Here is a 19064-nt window from a genome sequence, read left to right as displayed (position 1 = left end):
TCATGAAAAACAGTGTAAAAATACTCTGCGTTCTTTTGGTTGTCAGTGCTTTACTTATGGGATGTGCATCAAATGGTGCGGAAGATGGAAAAAAGACGGTCACCATTTGGTCTTATGGTTCGGATAACGTGAAAACAACCTTCGAAAAATTGGCCAATGCATTCAATAAGAGCGAACACGGGAAAAAATATCAGATGAAAGTTGAGTTTATTTCATCAGGCAGCAACGCACAGAGCTTGCTGGATCGTACGATTGCAGCTAAAAAAGCTGGTAAAAAGAATACGGACTATGACCTTATCGAAGTTTCGGATGCAGAATTGGCTGCTTATCAATCCGAGGGCGGTGACGACTTTTTTCAAAAACTGGATACGAGCAAAATGCCAAATGCAAAAAATGTGAAAGCCAAACTATCGACCGGTCAAGACATTCTGATGCCTTACCGAGGCACAACGGTTGTGCTTGCTTATGATTCAGCCAAGGTATCGAATCCTCCGAAAACAGCTGATGAACTTTATCAATGGATTAAAGATCATAAAGGTAAGTTTGCCTATAATTCGCCAAGTACTGGCGGTGCAGGCGGCTCTTTTGTGACGACGTCTGTCTACAACCAGTTGCCTGAAGAAGCGCTTGTGTCTTCAGATGAAAAATGGTCAAAAGAATGGACGCCAGGATTTAAGTTACTCAAAGCATTGCACCCTTATTTCTACCAATCCGGCGGCAAGACGGTATACCCGAATAAGAACCAAGGAACGCTAGATCTTCTCGCAAATCAGCAAATTGAAATGACACCGGCATGGGTTGATCAAGTGGTTAATGAGATTAACAGCGGAATTCTGCCAAAATCAATTAAAATGGTACAAATGGATCCTGCATTTACCGGTAATCTCGCATCACTTGCGATACCGAAAATTGGCGGGAATAAAGATGGAGCTTACGCTGTGATGGACTTTATGATTTCAAAAGAAGCACAAACGATCCTGCTTGATGAAATGGGCGCTTTTCCGGTCATTGATTCTTCAGACATTAAATCCGATAACACAAAGATGATCTCCAAATTCGATGTGAGCACGTTCAGAACATCAAGTATTGGTGTTTTGGGACAGGAACTGTTGAAAAAGTGGGACGAAGAAATTGCAACGCTAAAATAATCAAGGTGAAAGGATGAGACAATGTCAACGGACATACAAAAAAAGGCAATACCTTATCTGCTTATTCTGCCGTCTTTTGCGCTGATTGCCTTATTTGTTGTCTACCCAATTCTTAATTCGGTCATCAGAAGCTTTCGGCATCCGGATACGGGTACGTTTACTTTGGCTAACTATCTGTACTTCTTTACCGATCCCATCCAGTTATCGAATATCGGCTATACCGTATTTGTAACGGTTACAACGGTGCTATTAACCCTGCTCTTTGCCTATCCATTTTCAATCTATCTGCGTTTCAGCAATTCGCGCTTGAGTCGGTGGATTTACGGGTTGAATCTTCTGCCGCGCTTTGTCCCGGGATTGGTAGCTGTTTACGCAGTCATGCTGGTCATTAACGATGCGGGTGTGATTAATCGAATCGGCAGAATTTTTGGATTAAATATCCAAATGGGACTCTTGCACAACGCTAAGAGTATCATTATCATGAATCTATGGTTTAATATCCCGTTTGCAACGTTGATCATTACAGCCGCTTTATTCGGATTAAAAGCGTCTGTAATCGAGAGTGCACGAGATATCGGCGCGAGTAAGTTGACGATCTTTACAAAAATCATTCTGCCGTTGTCTTATAAGGATGCTTTAATTGCTGTAACTTTTGTGTTTATGAGTAATATCGGTTCGTTTACGACACCTTATTTGGTGGGCGGCAATGCACCGAAAATGCTTGGGATTGCATTGTTCGACCAGTTTAATAGTTACATGGCGTATGAACGCGCCGCGGCACTGTCGTTTATTATGTTTCTGATTTGTTCGATCTCCTCTTTCATCTATATTTATGTCAATCTGAAAGAGAGTAAGTGGGAACAAAGATAGATTGCGAAAGCTAAGCGATCATTTCTATGATCACGGTTTGTGTGGAGTGTGCAGAAAATGACGAGTTACATGGCTGTGAAAGAAAAGCTGGAAGCGATGATCAACGAAGGAGAACTTAAAGTAGGAGAAAAACTCGCTTCTGAACATCAGATGGCAAAATTCTTTGGTGTCAGCAGGGACACGTTCCGTTCGGCAATTAAGCTACTTGAAAAGGAAAGAAAGATATTAGTGAAACACGGTGTCGGTACATTCGTTGTGCAGCCACCTCCTAGTATCTCAAACAATTTGGAAGATTTGCGAAGCATTGGCGAATTAATTAAATCATCCGGTTTAAAGGAAGGCGAGCGACAGGAACGCATCACTTTGGAGAAATGTCCGAAGCAATTCGCCTCTTTACTCAGAATCCAAGCGGGCGAACCGGTTTATTTTTTGAAGCGCGCCAGAACGGCGGATAACGAACCGGTAGTGTTTTCCGTTAATTTAATCCCTAAGGCAGTTGTCGGTGATGTTTTTGAGCGCAAGCCCTTTTCAGGTTCTCTGCTTAGCTACTTGCAGGTGGAATGCGGTCTTTCGATTTTAGATGCAGATACGGAAATTGTTGTCCCCCCATTGTCCGACAAGTACGTAAAAAGGTTGATGTGCAAACCGGAAACAATGGTTCTGCTACTTAAAAGTATTCATCTTGATGAAAAGAATCAAGTGGTGATGTATTCTTTAGACTATTTGAGAAATGATGTTTTCAGCTTTTGGATCAGAAGAGCGCGCAAGTGAATGTAATTAAATCCCCCTTTTATAGAAGTGTGGAGGGTGTCTCAAAGTCAATGGCTGTGAGGCATCCTTTTTTTGCAGGATAAGAAGAAAGTAAAGGCTTGGCAAAACGCAAGGTTGTGAACCAAGCGCGTAGGTGTCCGCTTGTATAGCAGATACTTATTCGAATTATCGAAAAACGGTTGAACCGCTTTTCGATAAGGTGTAAAATATACGTCACTAAACACAAAAAAAGGATCTATCAGAAGGCACAAGGAGAGGATTGAAGTGAGCGAAACAGTCAGACGAGTGGGAGTTGTTGGCATCGGCAATGTTGGAAAGGCGGCAGCATCTGCAGTGCTTCATGAAAATATTGCGGATGAATTGTACATTTCCGATATTGATTCCGAACGTGCGAAAGGCGAGGCTTGGGACTTTGCGGACAGTATTGAGCTGACCCCATCGCGGACGCGTGTGCTTGAGGTGCCGCTGGAAGGGCTTGCGGTGTGTGATGTCATTCTGGTTGCGGTAACGGAACGGTCGCAGATTCCAACCCAATCACGCTTGGAATTGTTGAAGGGGACGGCGGCGATTACCTATGATATCGTCCCAAAACTGCGCAAAGCAGGGTTCAAGGGTACGTATGTGATTGCGACCAACCCTTGCGATATTATTACTTATCTGTTTTACAAACTGTCCGGGCTGCCGAAAAATCATGTGATTGGAACGGGAACGGCGCTGGACAGCATGCGCTTACGCCGTCAGCTTTCACAAGTGATCGGTGATGTTGATCCGCGCAGTATCAACGCCTTCATGATTGGCGAACATGGTGACTCGCAGATCGCGGCATGGTCGCAAGCCACGGTTGGTGGACAGCCGCTTGATCAGTTTGAAGAAGACAACGTCGACGAATTTGGCCCGATTGACCGTGACCAGGTGGAAGACGCAGCTCGTCATTTTGGTTGGGAGATCCATACACGCAAAGGCAATACCCAATTCGGTATCGGCAATGCGCTCGCGTTCTTTGCCAAGTCCATTTTGAACGATGCCCGTGTCGTGACGGCCGCTTCAGTCATTCAGAATGGCGAATACGGTCAAAACGATCTAGCCATTGGTGTTCCGATCATTCTCGGCCGCAACGGGGTCGAACGGATCATCAAGTTCCGCCTCAGCGAAAAAGAACAAGAAGGATTCAACGGGTCGGCTGAACTGATCAAAGGCTACATTAAGCAAACGCTTGAAGAACACGAAGAAACTACCGCAAACTGATCGATACAGAAAGCCTCCGTCTGAGATCCGCGTGTCTCCGCCGGGAGGCTTTTTTATTTAGCTGAACGCGCTAACTGGTTGATAAAACTTGTAAAGTGGTTGATAAAAATCGTAAACTGGTTGATAAAACTTGCAAAGTGGTCGATAAAAATCACAAACTGGTCGATAAAAACACAAAACCGGTTGATAAAACCCGAAAAGTGGTCGATAAAATTAGCAAACGGATCGATATGCCGTTACGCTGAATAGTCGCAAATGAAAACTCGCCGCCAGCATGAAGCAGACGGTGAGTTTTTACGTCCGTATCATAGCTTAACCCGATCAAAAAACTGATCATAACGGTCGAGGTAGAAGTCCGCGCCCGGTGCATCATTTTGAAACAGACATGTTTTCTTGCCTAATTTTTTCGCCGGGATGATGTCAAGTGTCCGGTCGCCAACCGCCAAATCAAAGCCATGGTGCTCATCCAGATAAATATAGGATGCTGGATCCGGTTTACGCGGGAATCCGTCGTCTCGGGTTACGTATGCGCTGAAATACTTGTCCAGCCCATGATGCTTTAAAATTTGCATCAACGAAGCCCGGCTTTTATGCGTCATGATCACGTTTTGATCGGCGGATGCCAGGACCTGTTCAACAAATGGAAACGGCTCGAACGCATCCGAGGAGCAAGAGAGAACCAGCTGATGGTAGCGATGAGCCTGTTCCTGATTCACTTGAAAAGCTGCAAGCGCAGTGCTTTCCGAAATCTTTAACTGACGAAATATATCCTTTTCTTTTACTGATGGGGGGAGTACTTGTTTGAGTAGTCTCGTGTACACCGGATAGGTATCAAAAATTGTTCCATCGAAATCCCAGAGTATCTTCATCGTTTGCCACGTCCTTCAGCTAGCGTTCCCTTTTACTGTAAATGAGCCATAATGAAAACACAATAAGTCGCCCAGGAAAATTTTCACACGGTGAAGAATGAAATCATTTTGATGATCTGGCTTTATCACCAAGCTTAATTGATGTAAGATGATAAAAGGAATCTTATCTGCAAGTTTAAAAGATCGAATCGCAGGATTGACCAAATAGAAAAAAAGTTGCCGGCTCAACGGTTGCATACCTGTCGATCGGCATCGGACATAATGTCTGCAGCAAAGTGATGAAGTGACAGATTTAACCGACGAGAAAGGAATGGACAAGGTTGCAAATTGATAAATTAAGAGGAAAAGCCCTTGATCAGCTCTTCGATGCCATCCTTACCTTGAAAGACCGTGAGGAGTGCTATCGTTTTTTCGATGACTTATGCACGATGGGCGAAATTCAATCGCTCTCGCAGCGTCTAGAGGTGGCAAGAATGCTGATGGTCGGTCAAACCTATCATCAAATCGAGGAAGAAACCGGTGCTAGCACAGCGACGATTTCTCGAGTGAAACGGTGCATCAACTTCGGTACAGAAGGGTACAAAATGATCCTTGATCGTTTATCGGAAAACAACTAAGCACTTTTGCTTTTATTTGAAAAAAGGCATGGACGGCGATGTTCTGGGGGACTTTAGGCAATCAGAATGCGCCGGTTTTGCTTTTTCAGCCCTTTTTTTCTTTGGACAGTGAGCGCATTTTATTTTTAGGAAGTGAGCTAAATGGAACGACTTTCACAGGAACTACTGGAAGGCTTGAATCCGGAACAATTAAAAGCGGTGAAGCACCATGAGGGGCCTCTGCTGATTATGGCGGGCGCCGGAAGCGGCAAGACACGTGTATTGACGCATCGTATGGCTTATTTAATGATCGAGCGCGACGTAGCACCCTGGAATGTTTTGGCGATTACGTTTACCAATAAAGCGGCGAAGGAAATGAAGGAACGGCTCGCAAAACTTGCCGGACCGCTTGTGGAAGATACATGGGTATCCACGTTTCACTCGATGTGTGTGCGCATTCTTCGTCGAGACATCGACCGCATGGGGATCAGCCGCAATTTTACAATCTTAGACAGTACCGATCAGCAGTCGGTAGTCAAGCAAATCCTCAAAGAACGGAATTTTGATCCGAAAAAATTTACACCGCGCAGTATCCTCGGCAGTATCAGTGCGGCCAAAAATGAACTGAAAACGGCAGCGGATTTCGCAAAAACTGTCTATGGACCGCACCAGGAAGTCGTTCGCGACGTCTATCAGGATTATGAGAAACGGTTGCTGCAAAATCAATCGCTTGATTTTGACGACTTGATCATGACGACCGTGCATCTGTTCCAGCGGGTACCCGAAGTGCTCGAATACTATCAGAAAAAGTTCCAATATATTCACGTTGATGAATATCAGGATACCAACCGTGCGCAGTATCTGCTCGTGCGTATGCTTGCCGACCGCTTTAAAAACCTCTGCGTCGTTGGTGACTCCGACCAGTCGATCTATGGATGGCGCGGTGCGGATATTCACAACATCCTTTCTTTCGAGCAAGATTATCCGAACGCTCAAGTGATCATGCTGGAACAGAACTATCGTTCAACGAAAAAGATTCTTGATGCAGCCAATCATGTGATTGAGAACAACCATGACCGCAAGCCGAAGAATCTTTGGACCGAAAATGACGATGGTCAGCAAATCAATTATTACCGGGCACCGACGGAACGGGAAGAAGGTTACTATATTGCCGGCAAGATGCGTGAATTGTTTCAGGATGGATTCACCTATTCCGATCTGGCGATATTGTACCGAACCAATGCTCAGTCGCGTGTGATTGAAGAGACGCTTGTCAAATCAAATATTCCGTATCGAATGGTTGGAAGTATCAAATTCTACGAGCGCAAGGAAATTAAAGACATGCTCGCCTATCTGCGTTTGATTGCCAATCCAAATGATGAAATCAGTTTGGCGCGCGTGATCAATGAACCGAAACGCGGCATTGGTGCCTCTTCAATGGATAAGTTGGCCGACTACGCAATCGCAAACGATCTGACGCTGATGCAGGCGATCGGTGAGGTTGATCAGACGAGCATTGCTGCGCGCACAGCCAAGAAGATGAAAGAATTCGCCGATATGATGCTCAATTGGTCGAAGATGCAGGAATTTCTTTCCGTTACCGAATTGGTTGATGAAGTCTTAGACAAGTCCGGATACCGTGATGCGCTGAAAGCTGAACGAACCATTGAAGCGCAGAGCCGTCTGGAGAACTTGGACGAATTACTGTCGGTGACCAAGGAATTCGAGAGTAATCATGACGATAAATCGTTGATCAATTTCCTGACCGAACTGGCGCTTGACGCCGATATTGAGGAACAGGAGGATCAGGCACCACAGGACGCCGTCACGTTGATGACGCTGCACTCTGCAAAAGGACTCGAATTCCCGGTTGTTTTCCTTGCCGGTATGGAAGAAGGTATTTTCCCGCATCTGCGTGCGCTCGATGATGAGGAAGAAATGGAAGAGGAGCGCCGGCTCGCTTATGTCGGCATCACTCGAGCCAAGCAGCAGCTGTTCCTCACCAATGCCCAGGTGCGCATGCTTTACGGAAAAACGATTGCGAATCCTGCTTCGCGCTTTATTAAAGAAATTCCAGCAGAACTTATTGAACAAGCGGAGTCGGAAGAGGAGCACATTTCCGGCGGGTTCGCATCGAAAGCCGCATCACCGTTCGGCGGCGGGCGTCGCTTCGCTGCTCCGACAGCCAAACCACGGCCGATCCTGCAGAAAAAAGCGCAGACGCAAGAATGGAGCGCCGGTGACAAGGTGTCGCATAATAAATGGGGGCAGGGAACAATTGTCGCGACACGCGGCAGCGGCGACAGTGTTGAGCTGGACATTGTTTTTCCGAGTCCGGTCGGCTTGAAGCGCTTGCTCGGCGCATTTGCTCCGATTGAGAAAGTTGAATGAGGCAATACTGGTGAAGGCGCACGTTTTTTACGGCGGCAACACGTGCGTCTGCCTTGCGGAGCATTCGGTCGTTGCCGCGTATAAATTGGCCGGAATCACGTACAATCCGCTCTTAGCGTCACCGAACCAAGCTGCAAGCACGAACAACGGATGCGTTGCCCCCTTTATTCTCGGTACGATACGCGTGCAGCGTTTACCTTGCAGCATTTGAACCATTGGTGTAAAGGAGAAACTTATTATGGAAGAATCATTGCCGCAGCATGTCCTTGACCTGCATCGACAATTAAATCAATACAGTTATGAGTACTACGTCGAAGATAATCCGAGCGTGCCGGACAGTGAGTATGATCGGCTGATGAATGAGCTGATTGCGCTGGAAAAAGAGCACCCGGAATGGATCACGCCGGATTCACCAACGCAACGCGTCGGCGGTGAGCCACTTAAGGCGTTTAGAAAAGTGACCCATGATGTTCCAATGCTCAGTCTCGGCGATGTATTTAGCGAAGAGGAGCTGCTCGATTTTGATCGCCGCGTACGTCAAGCCGTTGGTGATGATGTCGCGTACGTCTGTGAATTGAAAATTGACGGGCTCGCGATTTCGCTGACTTATGAAAAAGGCGTTTTTGTCCTTGGTGCAACGCGCGGGAACGGAACGATCGGCGAGGATATTACGAATAACTTAAAAACCGTGCGTTCGCTTCCGCTCGTTCTGCCTGAGCCGATTGATCTTGAAGTGCGCGGAGAAGCATATATGCCGAAACGCTCGTTTGAACGGTTGAATGAGGAGCGCAGCCGGAATGGGGAGCTTTTGTTCGCCAATCCGCGCAATGCTGCTGCCGGTTCGCTTCGGCAGCTTGATCCGAAAATTGCAGCAAAACGGCGCCTTGCCGTTTTCCTATACAGTTCCGGCCGCTTTGATCGTGAAAGCATTACGACGCATTACGGTCTGCTCGAATCGATTCGCGAGCTTGGGCTGCCGGTCAATCCAGAATCAAGACGTTGCAAAACGATGCAGGAAGTCTTTGATTATATCAAGGAATATACGGAAAAGCGCGACGCACTTCCATACGGGATCGACGGCATCGTTGTGAAAGTAGATTCGATGGCGCAGCAGCGGCAGCTGGGGAACACGGTTAAATCGCCGCGCTGGATGATTGCCTATAAGTTTCCGGCTGAAGAAGTCGTGACCACGCTTGAGGCGATCGAAGTCAGTGTCGGCCGTACCGGAGCAGTCACACCGACTGCAGTGCTGACGCCGGTTGCAGTTGCCGGGACAACGGTCAAAAGAGCCTCCCTGCATAACGAAGACTTGATTCAGGAGAAGGATCTGCGTCTTGGCGACCGCGTCGTCATTCGTAAAGCCGGCGACATCATTCCGGAGGTTGTCAATGTATTGACCGAGCAGCGGACGGGCAAGGAAATTCCCTACGCGATGCCGACCCACTGTCCGGAATGCGGCAGCAAACTGGTACACCTTGAAGGCGAGGTTGCGCTCCGCTGTATTAATCCGAAATGTCCGGCGCTGATTCGTGAAGGATTGATTCACTTTGTCTCGCGCGCGGCGATGAACATCGACGGCCTTGGCGAGAAGGTCATCCGTCAGTTATTTGAGAAGAAGCTGATCTCGGACGTTGCCGATCTGTATCAGCTGAAGCGCGAGGACTTGCTCTCGATGGAACGAATGGGCGAGAAGTCAACCGATAATTTACTGCAGGCCATTGAGCGCTCAAAGGAAAATTCGCTCGAACATCTGTTGTTTGGGCTCGGCATTCGGTATATCGGTGCCAAAGCGGCCCGAATTCTGGCGCAGTCCTTTAAAGACATCGATCACTTGGCTGCCGCCGACACGGAGGCATTGCTTTCCGTGGATGAAATCGGAACGAAAATGGCCGATTCGCTCACGACGTATTTCGCCCAACCTGAAGCCCAGGCTCTGATTGGCGAATTGAAGCGCGCCGGCGTGACGATGACTTATCTCGGTCCGGATCCTGAAGAAGCGGCGCAATCGGATTCGCCGTTTAACGGGAAAACCGTTGTTCTGACCGGAAAACTGACCCAGATGACGCGTCAGGAAGCCAAACAAGCGATTGAAGCGCGCGGCGGGAACGTCACCGGAAGTGTCAGCAAGAGCACCGATTTGGTCGTTGCCGGAGAGGCGGCAGGTTCCAAATTGAAAAAGGCCCAGGAACTTCAGATTGAGGTTTGGGATGAAGCGCGCTTTGCAGAAACGCTCAAGGATTAAGGGGATGCACATACAATGAAATGGAAAAAAACAGCAGCAGCAATTTCGATCCTGCTCGCCTTGCAGCTGATCCTCTCAGGGTGCTGGTTCAATGCCAGCAAAGACAGCAAGGTAAAAAACAGCGAGGGAAAAACAGAAAATGCGAGCTTGATCCCAAGTACCAATGATTCGGGCTATCAGATGCTGCGACCAAAATCGGGCAATACGACACGTGGCTACATTCAGTACGGCCCGGACAATCGTGTCGATATGGATCAGCTTGAGTCGGGGTTGATGGATCTTTCCAAGAATGTGTTCGGTCCCAGCGACTATGTTTTTCAGAGCGGACAGTACCTCACCGATAAAGACATCAATGGCATGTTGTATCGCTATATGAATGAACCGCAGCGCCTCGCCAATAAGAAAATCAACGATCCGAGTAAACGGCAGCCGGTGGTTGACGGTTTAAATCCGAAGCTTGGTAAGGGAAAGAATATCGTCGAGCAGTCAAAAAACAGTCCGAAGTATCTGAATTACGTACTTGAACAGGACTATATGAAGAAAAACAGCAGCGGTGCCTACAAGATTGCCGGTATGTCGATCGCTTTGTCGCTCAATTCCGTGTATGCAGACAGCATCAACTACAAGGATAAACTCTACCCAATCTCTGAAAAGCTAAATCAGGCAAAGGTTAAAGAATGGGGCAAATCGCAGGCAGCGAAAGTTGTTCAGCGCATCCGCAGCCTTAAAGATTCAGAGAACCAGCCGATTCAGGAACTGCAAAACATACCGATTTACGTTACTTTATACATGACCTCAGCGCCTGATTCGCTCGTACCCGGCAATTTCTTCGCGTCAACGGAAGTTGCCTCAGGCTCACGTTCCATTAATAAATGGTCCACGATAAAGCAGCAGCATGTATTGTTCCCGTCGGATCCGGCCACAAAAGATTATAAAAGCGATCTCCAGAAATTTGATCAATTCAAGACGGATATACAAAAGTACTATCCAAATTATCTTGGTGTCGTTGGTAAAGGGTTCTACCAAAATGATGAACTGTCCGATATTACTTTAGAGATCAATTTTAATAAGTTTGTCGATAAGACGGAACTGATCGGGTTTACGAATTACGTTGCCTCTGTTGTGAAAAATCGATTGGCCTTTCCACAGCATGTTCCGGTTCACATCTATATCTCAAGCGGTTCAAATTCCGAGGCGCTGGTCGAACGGACGAAGGACATGGATGAACCCTATGTGCATATTTACCAACAATAATGTTTCTCTGAAAAGCAAAATTGCGTTGGCGAGCAGTTTTGCTTTTTTATTATTTTTTGATATAACAATTAACATTGTTATGAGAGTGATGTAAAATGGATAATATATTAAGGAATATAGGATGTTTATATAGAAAAACAAGGAGGTGTTTGGTTGGATAAGCTTGATATGAGACTGTTGCAAAGCCTGATGAAGAATGGACGGGCCACATGGTCCGATCTGGCCGCTGAAATTGAGATGTCTTCGCCGGCTGTTGCGGAACGCGTGCGCCGCCTGGAAGACAAAGGCGTGATCCGTACCTATGAAGCGGTCCTGGATCCTGAACTGGTGGGGAATACATGTACCGCTTTTGTTGCCGTGACTCTAGAGCAAATGGACCAGCGTGCCGCTTTCCTTGCGCTGATCGATACATTGCTAGAAGTTCAGGAATGCCATCATATTGCCGGCGATTACGACTACTTAGTTAAAATTCGTGCAAGGAACACGAAGGACTTGGATCGCTTGATTAGCTCTGAATTGAAGCGGCTGCCCGGATTGCGCACGCGTACGACCATTGTGATGAATTCGTTGAAGGAAACCACCCAGCTTCCGATTCATTCCGAACGGTTTTCGTGAGGTGTGCCGATGGATGCCTCTTTTTATTTCAAAGGTTTCCTTTTAGGCTTGGCGATCGCCGCACCGGTTGGTCCAATCGGCGTGCTGTGCATTCGCCGAACCATAGCCTCTGGCCGGCTTGTCGGTCTACTGTCCGGAATAGGTGCTGCAACAGCCGATGCCTGTTTCGGCTCAATCGCAGCCTTTGGTTTGACGGTAATCGCGCATTTTCTTCTGGACCAACGCATTTGGCTGCAAACATTTGGCGGACTTTTTCTTGTTTTTCTTGCGGCCCGGACATGGCGATCTGCCGGTGCGGCGGATGCCGCAAAACTAGGGAAGTCGAATCGCTTGTTCGGTGCATACGGGTCGACGTTTGTTTTGACACTGACCAATCCGATGACCATTTTGTCGTTTATTAGCATGTTTGCCGGTATTGGGCTGACCTCAGGTGATCCATGGCAAGCCTTTTCCATTGTCCTTGGCGTCTTTTCCGGATCGGCGTTTTGGTGGCTGCTGCTCAGCGTATGTATCGGTTCTTTTCAGGAAAAGATGGACAGAAAAGCATTCATTTGGGTGGATCACTTGTCGGCCGTGGTCATTTTTGGATTTGCGATTGTTTCGCTTTACCACGTATTTAACAAATTGCTTTAAGGCATCTTTTTGCTGAAAAGCGTGACCTTGGCGCTTGCGGTTATTGCATCTTGTCAATAGTATTTGATATGATAAATTTATTGTGGACATTTGCCGGAAGGCGGCAGATGAAGCCGATTGGCGGAGGTGAAAAAGATGAGCAGAATTGATAAAGATCAAGTGAAATACGTCGCAAATTTAGCACGTCTTTCTTTTACAGATGAAGAGATTGAAACCTTCACCACACAGCTGGACGACATCATTGGCTTCGCAGAACAGCTGAACGAGCTGAATACGGACGGCATCGAGCCGACGACACATGTACGCGACATGTATAATGTGATGCGCGAGGATGTTGTCGAACCGTCGCTGCCACGTGAAGAGGCGCTGAAGAATGCGCCGGAACAAGAAGACGGACAAATCAAAGTGCCGCAGATTATGAGTGCAGATTGATTGAAGAGAAGGAGGAAAACCGAGATGCCACTTTTTGAAGAAGGCCTTGTGTCTTTGTCTCAAAAGTTACATAACAAGGAAATTAAGGCATCCGATCTTGTCGACGAAGCGTTCGCGCGCATTGGTGAAGTCGATGGTGACGTGCAAGCATTTCTGACATTAAATGAAGAGGCAGCCCGCGAACAAGCCAAGGCGCTGGATGAAACCGGGGCAGGCGATGCGATTCTTGCCGGTATGCCGATTGGAATTAAAGATAACATGGTTACAAAGGGGCTGAGAACCACTTGTGCCAGCCATATTCTTGAAAACTATGATCCCCTCTATGACGCGACGGTCGTTGAGAAGGTCAATGCACAAAAAGCGATCACGATCGGGAAGCTGAACATGGATGAATTCGCGATGGGCTCCTCAACCGAAACCTCATTCTTCAAGAAAGCGAAAAATCCTTGGGACTTGGACCGCGTTCCAGGGGGCTCCAGCGGCGGTTCTGCTGCAGCGGTTGCTGCCGGAGAAGTCTTGTTCGCACTTGGTACCGATACCGGTGGTTCCATTCGTCAACCGTCAGCATTCTGCGGCGTTGTCGGCATGAAACCAACCTATGGACGTGTGTCGCGTTACGGACTCGTTGCGTTCGCATCATCACTGGATCAGGCAGGCCCGATTACCCGTACGGTAGAAGACAATGCCTATCTGCTTCAAGCGATCGCCGGTCTTGACCGACACGACTCCACAAGCGCCGATGTCGCGGTACCGAACTATGCGGCTGCACTCACCGGCGATATCAAAGGACTGCGTGTCGCCGTTCCAAAAGAATACCTTGGCGAAGGGATCGACGAATCGGTAAAAGGAACTATTCGTGCTGCAATCAAGCAGCTTGAATCCTTGGGCGCTGTCATTGATGAAGTCTCACTTCCTCATTCGAAGTACGCCGTGCCTGCGTATTATATCATTGCTTCCTCGGAAGCATCGGCAAACTTGGCACGCTTCGACGGCGTCCGTTATGGCGTTCGCGCGGAAACGGATGACTTGATTGAAATGTATAAGAAATCCAGAAGCGAAGGCTTCGGTGACGAAGTGAAACGCCGCATCATGCTGGGAACCTTTGCACTAAGCTCCGGCTATTATGATGCCTACTATAAAAAAGCGCAGCAAGTCCGCACGCTGATCAAACAAGACTTTGAAAAAGTGTTTGCGGATCACGACCTCATTGTTGGACCAACGACACCGACCACTGCTTTTAAAATCGGCGAAAACATCGATGATCCGTTAACGATGTATGCAAACGACCTGCTGACGATTCCGGTGAACCTCGCCGGCGTGCCGGCAATCAGTCTGCCGTGCGGTCTTGCGGACGGACTTCCGGTCGGTTTACAGATGATCGGCCGTCCATTCGGCGAAGAGACCTTGTACCGCGCCGCACACGCGTATGAGCAATCCACCGGCTTTACACTAACGCCTGCCAAAGGGGCGATGAACAAATGAGCAATTTTGAAACGGTTATCGGACTCGAAGTCCATGTTGAATTGAAAACGAAAACGAAAGCTTTCTGCGGTTGCGCCAACCAATTTGGTGCAGAACCGAATACGAATACCTGCCCGATCTGTCTCGGGCATCCGGGCGTGCTGCCGATTCTGAACCATGAGGCAGTCGACTATGCGATCAAAGCAGCGCTTGCACTCAACTGCGACGTTTCACGCGAGACGAAGTTCGACCGCAAGAACTACTTCTACCCGGATAACCCGAAAGCCTATCAGATTTCACAGTTTGATCAGCCGATCGGCCGCAACGGTTTTATTGAAATTGAAGTTGACGGCAAGAAGAAGAAGATCGGCGTGCATCGGCTGCATCTTGAAGAAGACGCCGGCAAGCTGAGTCACTTGGAAGACGGTTCCGGTTCCCTCGTCGACTTCAACCGTGTCGGCACGCCGCTGATCGAAATCGTTTCTGAAGCCGATATGCGCAATCCGCAGGAAGCTTATGCATACCTTGAAAAACTGAAAGCGATCATGCAGTACATTGACGTATCCGACGTGAAGATGGAAGAGGGCTCGCTTCGTTGCGACGCCAACATCTCGATCCGTCCGTTCGGTCAAACGAGCTTCGGAACAAAGACCGAGCTGAAGAACCTCAACTCATTTGCCTTTGTTGAAAAAGGGTTGGCTTACGAAGAAAGACGCCAAGAACGCGTCCTGCTCTCCGGCAGCGAAGTGGTTCAGGAAACGCGCCGTTACAATGACGCAACCAAGACGACAACCGTCATGCGCGGCAAGGAAGGCTCCAATGACTATCGCTACTTCCCGGAACCGGACATTATCAAGCTGAAGATCGATCAGGAATGGATCGACCGCATTAAAGCTGAAATTCCGGAACTGCCGGACTCGCGCCAAAAGCGCTATGTGGACGAACTCGGTCTGCCGGAATACGATGCAATGGTTCTGACACAAACCAAGACCATGTCCGATTTCTTCCAAGAGGCAGTTGCCCAAGGAGCCGACGCAAAGCTCGTATCCAACTGGCTGATGGGCGAAGTGTCTGCCTACCTGAACAGCAACTACAAGACAATCGATCAGGTGCCGATGACCGCCGAAGGATTGGCAAAGCTGGTTAAGCTGATCGAAAAAGGCACAATTTCCAGCAAGATCGCTAAGAAAGTCTTCAAAGATCTAATCGAAAAAGGCGGCGATCCGGAAGAAATCGTTAAAGCCAAGGGCTTGATTCAGATTTCCGACGCAGGCGCACTGAACGAATTGATCTTGCCGATTCTCGAAGCCAATAAACAGTCCATGATTGACTACAAGAACGGCAAAGACCGCGCACTCGGCTTCCTTGTCGGCCAAGTCATGAAGCAGTCACGCGGGAAGGCCAACCCGAAAATGGTCAACAAGATCATTCTCGACGAAATTAACAAACTATAAGTTCTAAGGATTAAAAACGGGACCCCTTAAACAAGGGGTCTTTTTTTGCTTCCTACAGTACAGCTGTTTCGTGCCGCTGATCGGACGATGCGCGTAAAGACCGGATGTACTGAGCGGCCATCGACTTACGGATCCCACGCTACGCTCGAAAACCTTGCAACAAAATCCAACTGTTTCAATTCAAATGTTTTACATTGTTGAAATTTTGATTTTAAGAAACGTTTACAATATAATTAGTTGAGAAAGGATGGGCGATGGGAACGGACTGGCATCGCCCGTTTTAAACGTCAAAAATTGATGCGCATGGATGAACCCGCCAATGGGGCAGCGATCATTCAAGAAAATGGATCGCCTCAGAGTTACACGGCACAGTAATTTTTTTGAGCTTGAGCGTTGACAAATCTTCACAGAAATTGATTGGGTGATAAACATGAAGAGGGCTAGAATCATTTATAACCCGACGTCAGGCCGGGAACTGGCGAAAAAGAACATTGCCTACATTTTGGATCGGCTGGAAGATGTGGGTTATGAAGCATCCGCTTACGCCACCAAACATGAGGGCGATGCTACGGCCGGCGCACGTAAAGCGGTTGACCGCAAATTTGATCTTGTTGTTGCGGCGGGCGGAGACGGTACAATAAACGAAGTAATCAATGGACTTGCCGAACAGAATTATCGACCGAAACTCGGCATCTTACCTTTGGGCACAACGAATGACTTCGCCCGGGCGATCGGAATTCCTCGAGACATCGTTAAGGCCTGCGATGTACTCTGCGAGGGTCATGAAATGCCGATCGACATCGGCAAAGTCAATGACCGTTATTTTGTCAATATTGCCGGCGGCGGCAAGCTGACCGAGCTGACCTACGACGTTCCGAGCAAACTGAAAACCATGCTCGGGCAAATGGCTTATTTCATCAAGGGGATTGAAATGCTGCCATCGATCCGCCCGATCAAAGTCAGAATCGACTATGACGACCGCAGCTTTGAAGGCGACATTATGTTGTTTCTTGTTTCAAACAGCAACTCGGTCGGCGGATTTGAGAAACTGGCACCGGAAGCGAAAATGAATGACGGTCTGTTTGATTTGATTATACTCAAGGCGTCCAATCTCGCTGAATTCATTCGCCTTGCATCGATGGCAACACGCGGCGAGCACATGAAGGATCCAAAAGTGATCTACGCACAAGCAAGCCGTATTAAAGTTGAATCGGAAGAAAAAATGCAGCTCAATATTGATGGAGAATATGGCGGCGACCTGCCCGGTGAAATTGTCAATCTCTACCACCATCTTCATCTGATCGTTCCCAAAGAGGCCAAAGAAGCCCATGAACTGGACGTGCAGCAAGCCGTTAAGCAACTGCAGTGATGATTAAATAAAAAAGTGCCATGAACTTCGAAAAGGTTCATGGCACTTTCTAGCAATTAATTTAATTGATGAATAGACGGCAGCCGGAAGGCCATTACGGCAATGCCAATGACGGCCAGGCCAGAAATGAAAAACCAGCGATGGACGCCGAGCTGTTCCGCAAACAACCCGGAAAAAAGCAAGCCGACCGGCATGGCAAGTGAAGCCAAACTGCCAAATAGCGAAAAGACACGGCCTAGATATTCCGCTTTAATTTTTTCTTGAAAAAGAGCCGTTTGTACGCCATAAAAGGGAGCGGACAAGCCCATGAATGCGCAGCAAACGAGAAAAATCGGAAAAGTGCTGCTCGGAAGCAAGCCGGATGCAGCAATACTGATCCCCATGAGCAGGATCGATGCGCACAGCGTTATGGTACGCTTTTTAAAACCGCCCCAAGCACTTAGCAGGATGCCTCCGCCAAGCATGCCGACAGCGAAAGCCACTTCAGCCGCCGACGCATGGGCCGCTGTACCGCCGAAATACTGCATGCTCATTAAAGGATAGAGCGCGCTGATTGGCGAATAAACGAACATGTACAAGGTGCCGATCCAAAGCAGCGCAAACAAGCCCTTGTTTTCACGGATGGCATCATAGCCTTCCCTCATCTCCTGCATAAAATGTTGGCACCCGGCTTTGCTGTACGGCTCAGGACTTGGAATCGCTAGCGCGGCAACCGTTGCGCAGGCAACGAGTGCGCCGCCGATATCAAGCAAAATGATCTCCTTCAGATCCCATATCGCGTAAAAGAACGCTGCAGCAGCAGGACTGATGATAAAACCAATCGACTGGATCATCTGACTGTATCCAGAACACTTGGTCAGCCGGTCTTCCGGCACGATGAGCGGTGTCGTTGCATTGAATGCCGGTCCGTGAAAGGCAGTACCAATGCTGCGGATAAAGAGGATCACCATAATGATCCAGATCGGAAGTTCGATAAAAAGCGCAACGAAAGCAAGCACGCCGCCTGCCAATGCAACCATTAAATCAGCGCCGATCATCACTGCTTTTCGGCTCATCCGATCAACCAGTACACCAATCATCGGACCGAATAATGCCTGAGGCAAAAAGCCAACGAGCGCTGCCAGCGATAAAACCATTGCTGATCCGGTTCGTTCCGTAAGATAAAAGATGATCGCCATCTGTAAAATACTGCTGGTAATCAATGAAACCGCCTGACCGCCAAGCAATGTAAAAAATTTGCGTCTCCAAAGAAGTTTCTGTGCCATTCTTAAATCCCCCATGCATTTTTTTATTGTCGTTTGGTCGAAAGGGCAATAAAAAATGCAGAGCTTACGTCCACAACGCGGGCAAAAGCTTTGCATGGAGATACAAACGGAAGCACAGCAAAGAAGGCACAGGATGTGCGTCGATATTCGATGTGCTCAGGTTGATCATCCATAAGGCAAGCAGCATAAAAAAGCCCACTATTGTGGAAAAAGCGCTTCTTTTTTGTTGCCGATCTTACCAAATACGGATGAAAAATCCCATGAGCAGCAAGCCTCCTTTGATAAATATAATAAAAGGGTAACATCACGGGCGGAATGCTGTCAATTGGAGACGAAGGTAAGTGACGAGAAAAGGGAGGATCCGCTTGTTTTCTCGCCTTTTTCCCGCTATCTTAGAATAAGGGGAAAGGGCACTAAGTAAACGTATGCAGCAAAGCAGCCCAATTCAA

Annotated in this window: 17 protein-coding genes; 15 read left to right on the top strand and 2 right to left on the bottom strand. The window is 47.9% G+C overall.

All coding sequences use genetic code 11. The annotated features are described in order from the left end of the window. The first annotated feature begins 2 nt into the window (after positions 1–2). From SIN01_RS04690 to SIN01_RS04675, 4 genes are all read left to right on the top strand, one after another. Entirely contained in the window at positions 3–1148 is a 1146-nt protein-coding gene (locus SIN01_RS04690) for an extracellular solute-binding protein (protein WP_010025134.1), read from the top strand. A gap of 21 nt (positions 1149–1169) precedes the next feature. Beyond that, on the top strand, positions 1170–2018 hold the full coding sequence (locus SIN01_RS04685) for an ABC transporter permease (protein ID WP_010025132.1): 849 nt from the start codon (positions 1170–1172) through the stop codon (positions 2016–2018). A 57-nt stretch (positions 2019–2075) separates the two neighbouring features. Next, entirely contained in the window at positions 2076–2789 is a 714-nt protein-coding gene (locus tag SIN01_RS04680; protein ID WP_010025131.1) for a GntR family transcriptional regulator, read from the top strand. A gap of 264 nt (positions 2790–3053) precedes the next feature. Further along, positions 3054–4034, top strand: a complete 981-nt coding sequence (locus SIN01_RS04675) for an L-lactate dehydrogenase (RefSeq protein ID WP_010025130.1) — start codon at positions 3054–3056, stop codon at positions 4032–4034. Positions 4035–4339: 305 nt separating this feature from the next. Here the strand turns inward: SIN01_RS04675 and SIN01_RS04670 are convergent, their stop codons facing one another. Then, on the bottom strand, positions 4340–4903 hold the full coding sequence (locus tag SIN01_RS04670) for an HAD-IA family hydrolase (protein ID WP_010025128.1): 564 nt from the start codon (positions 4901–4903) through the stop codon (positions 4340–4342). Positions 4904–5223: 320 nt separating this feature from the next. On the opposite strand from SIN01_RS04670, the gene SIN01_RS04665 reads away from it, so the two are divergent. The 11 genes from SIN01_RS04665 (at position 5224) to SIN01_RS04615 (ending at position 17350) form a co-directional block, all read left to right on the top strand. After that, positions 5224–5520 (top strand): YerC/YecD family TrpR-related protein, encoded by a 297-nt coding sequence (locus tag SIN01_RS04665; RefSeq protein WP_010025127.1) that lies wholly within the window; start codon positions 5224–5226, stop codon positions 5518–5520. 141 nt (positions 5521–5661) lie between these two features. Further along, complete coding sequence (pcrA, locus tag SIN01_RS04660; RefSeq protein WP_010025126.1) at positions 5662–7890, top strand: DNA helicase PcrA; 2229 nt, start codon at positions 5662–5664, stop codon at positions 7888–7890. Between the two features lie 10 nt (positions 7891–7900). Continuing rightward, positions 7901–8101, top strand: a complete 201-nt coding sequence (locus SIN01_RS04655; protein WP_010025124.1) for a hypothetical protein — start codon at positions 7901–7903, stop codon at positions 8099–8101. Positions 8102–8128: 27 nt separating this feature from the next. Next, positions 8129–10132 carry an NAD-dependent DNA ligase LigA gene (gene ligA / locus SIN01_RS04650; protein WP_010025122.1) on the top strand — a complete coding sequence of 668 codons (2004 nt, stop codon included), beginning with the start codon at positions 8129–8131 and terminating at the stop codon, positions 10130–10132. 15 nt (positions 10133–10147) lie between these two features. After that, on the top strand, positions 10148–11386 hold the full coding sequence (locus SIN01_RS04645) for a CamS family sex pheromone protein (RefSeq protein ID WP_010025120.1): 1239 nt from the start codon (positions 10148–10150) through the stop codon (positions 11384–11386). A gap of 153 nt (positions 11387–11539) precedes the next feature. After that, positions 11540–12001, top strand: coding sequence for an Lrp/AsnC family transcriptional regulator (locus SIN01_RS04640; protein WP_010023852.1), 462 nt, complete (start codon positions 11540–11542; stop codon positions 11999–12001). Between the two features lie 9 nt (positions 12002–12010). Then, a complete protein-coding gene (locus SIN01_RS04635) occupies positions 12011–12634 on the top strand; it encodes a LysE family translocator (RefSeq protein WP_010023853.1) in 624 nt (207 codons plus the stop codon). A gap of 135 nt (positions 12635–12769) precedes the next feature. Next, positions 12770–13066, top strand: coding sequence for an Asp-tRNA(Asn)/Glu-tRNA(Gln) amidotransferase subunit GatC (gatC, locus tag SIN01_RS04630; RefSeq protein ID WP_010023855.1), 297 nt, complete (start codon positions 12770–12772; stop codon positions 13064–13066). Positions 13067–13090: 24 nt separating this feature from the next. After that, positions 13091–14548, top strand: a complete 1458-nt coding sequence (gene gatA, locus SIN01_RS04625; protein WP_010023856.1) for an Asp-tRNA(Asn)/Glu-tRNA(Gln) amidotransferase subunit GatA — start codon at positions 13091–13093, stop codon at positions 14546–14548. After that, positions 14545–15981, top strand: coding sequence for an Asp-tRNA(Asn)/Glu-tRNA(Gln) amidotransferase subunit GatB (gatB, locus tag SIN01_RS04620; RefSeq protein WP_010023858.1), 1437 nt, complete (start codon positions 14545–14547; stop codon positions 15979–15981). The genes gatA and gatB overlap by 4 nt, the downstream gene beginning before the upstream one ends. 430 nt (positions 15982–16411) lie before the next feature. Then, positions 16412–17350 carry a diacylglycerol kinase gene (locus SIN01_RS04615; protein ID WP_010023859.1) on the top strand — a complete coding sequence of 313 codons (939 nt, stop codon included), beginning with the start codon at positions 16412–16414 and terminating at the stop codon, positions 17348–17350. A gap of 56 nt (positions 17351–17406) precedes the next feature. Here SIN01_RS04615 and SIN01_RS04610 read toward each other — a convergent pair whose 3' ends face one another. After that, on the bottom strand, positions 17407–18615 hold the full coding sequence (locus tag SIN01_RS04610) for a Mef(A)/Tet(V) family efflux MFS transporter (protein ID WP_010023860.1): 1209 nt from the start codon (positions 18613–18615) through the stop codon (positions 17407–17409). Positions 18616–19064 lie beyond the last annotated feature (449 nt).

It is taken from the genome of Sporolactobacillus inulinus (genome assembly GCF_006539285.1).
In the GTDB taxonomy this organism is placed as follows: Bacteria; Bacillota; Bacilli; order Bacillales; family Sporolactobacillaceae; genus Sporolactobacillus; species Sporolactobacillus inulinus.
The sequence above is the reverse complement of the archived record's forward strand: the minus strand, read 5'-3'. Positions and strand labels throughout refer to the sequence as shown.

Coding starts and splice junctions, on each gene's coding strand:
- SIN01_RS04690 (WP_010025134.1), top strand. CDS start 3: ATGAAAAACAGTGTAAAAATACTCTGCGTTCTTTTGGTTGTCAGTGCT.
- SIN01_RS04685 (WP_010025132.1), top strand. CDS start 1,170: ATGTCAACGGACATACAAAAAAAGGCAATACCTTATCTGCTTATTCTG.
- SIN01_RS04680 (WP_010025131.1), top strand. CDS start 2,076: ATGACGAGTTACATGGCTGTGAAAGAAAAGCTGGAAGCGATGATCAAC.
- SIN01_RS04670 (WP_010025128.1), bottom strand. CDS start 4,903: ATGAAGATACTCTGGGATTTCGATGGAACAATTTTTGATACCTATCCG.
- pcrA (WP_010025126.1), top strand. CDS start 5,662: ATGGAACGACTTTCACAGGAACTACTGGAAGGCTTGAATCCGGAACAA.
- ligA (WP_010025122.1), top strand. CDS start 8,129: ATGGAAGAATCATTGCCGCAGCATGTCCTTGACCTGCATCGACAATTA.
- SIN01_RS04645 (WP_010025120.1), top strand. CDS start 10,148: ATGAAATGGAAAAAAACAGCAGCAGCAATTTCGATCCTGCTCGCCTTG.
- SIN01_RS04635 (WP_010023853.1), top strand. CDS start 12,011: ATGGATGCCTCTTTTTATTTCAAAGGTTTCCTTTTAGGCTTGGCGATC.
- gatC (WP_010023855.1), top strand. CDS start 12,770: ATGAGCAGAATTGATAAAGATCAAGTGAAATACGTCGCAAATTTAGCA.
- gatA (WP_010023856.1), top strand. CDS start 13,091: ATGCCACTTTTTGAAGAAGGCCTTGTGTCTTTGTCTCAAAAGTTACAT.
- gatB (WP_010023858.1), top strand. CDS start 14,545: ATGAGCAATTTTGAAACGGTTATCGGACTCGAAGTCCATGTTGAATTG.
- SIN01_RS04615 (WP_010023859.1), top strand. CDS start 16,412: ATGAAGAGGGCTAGAATCATTTATAACCCGACGTCAGGCCGGGAACTG.
- SIN01_RS04610 (WP_010023860.1), bottom strand. CDS start 18,615: ATGGCACAGAAACTTCTTTGGAGACGCAAATTTTTTACATTGCTTGGC.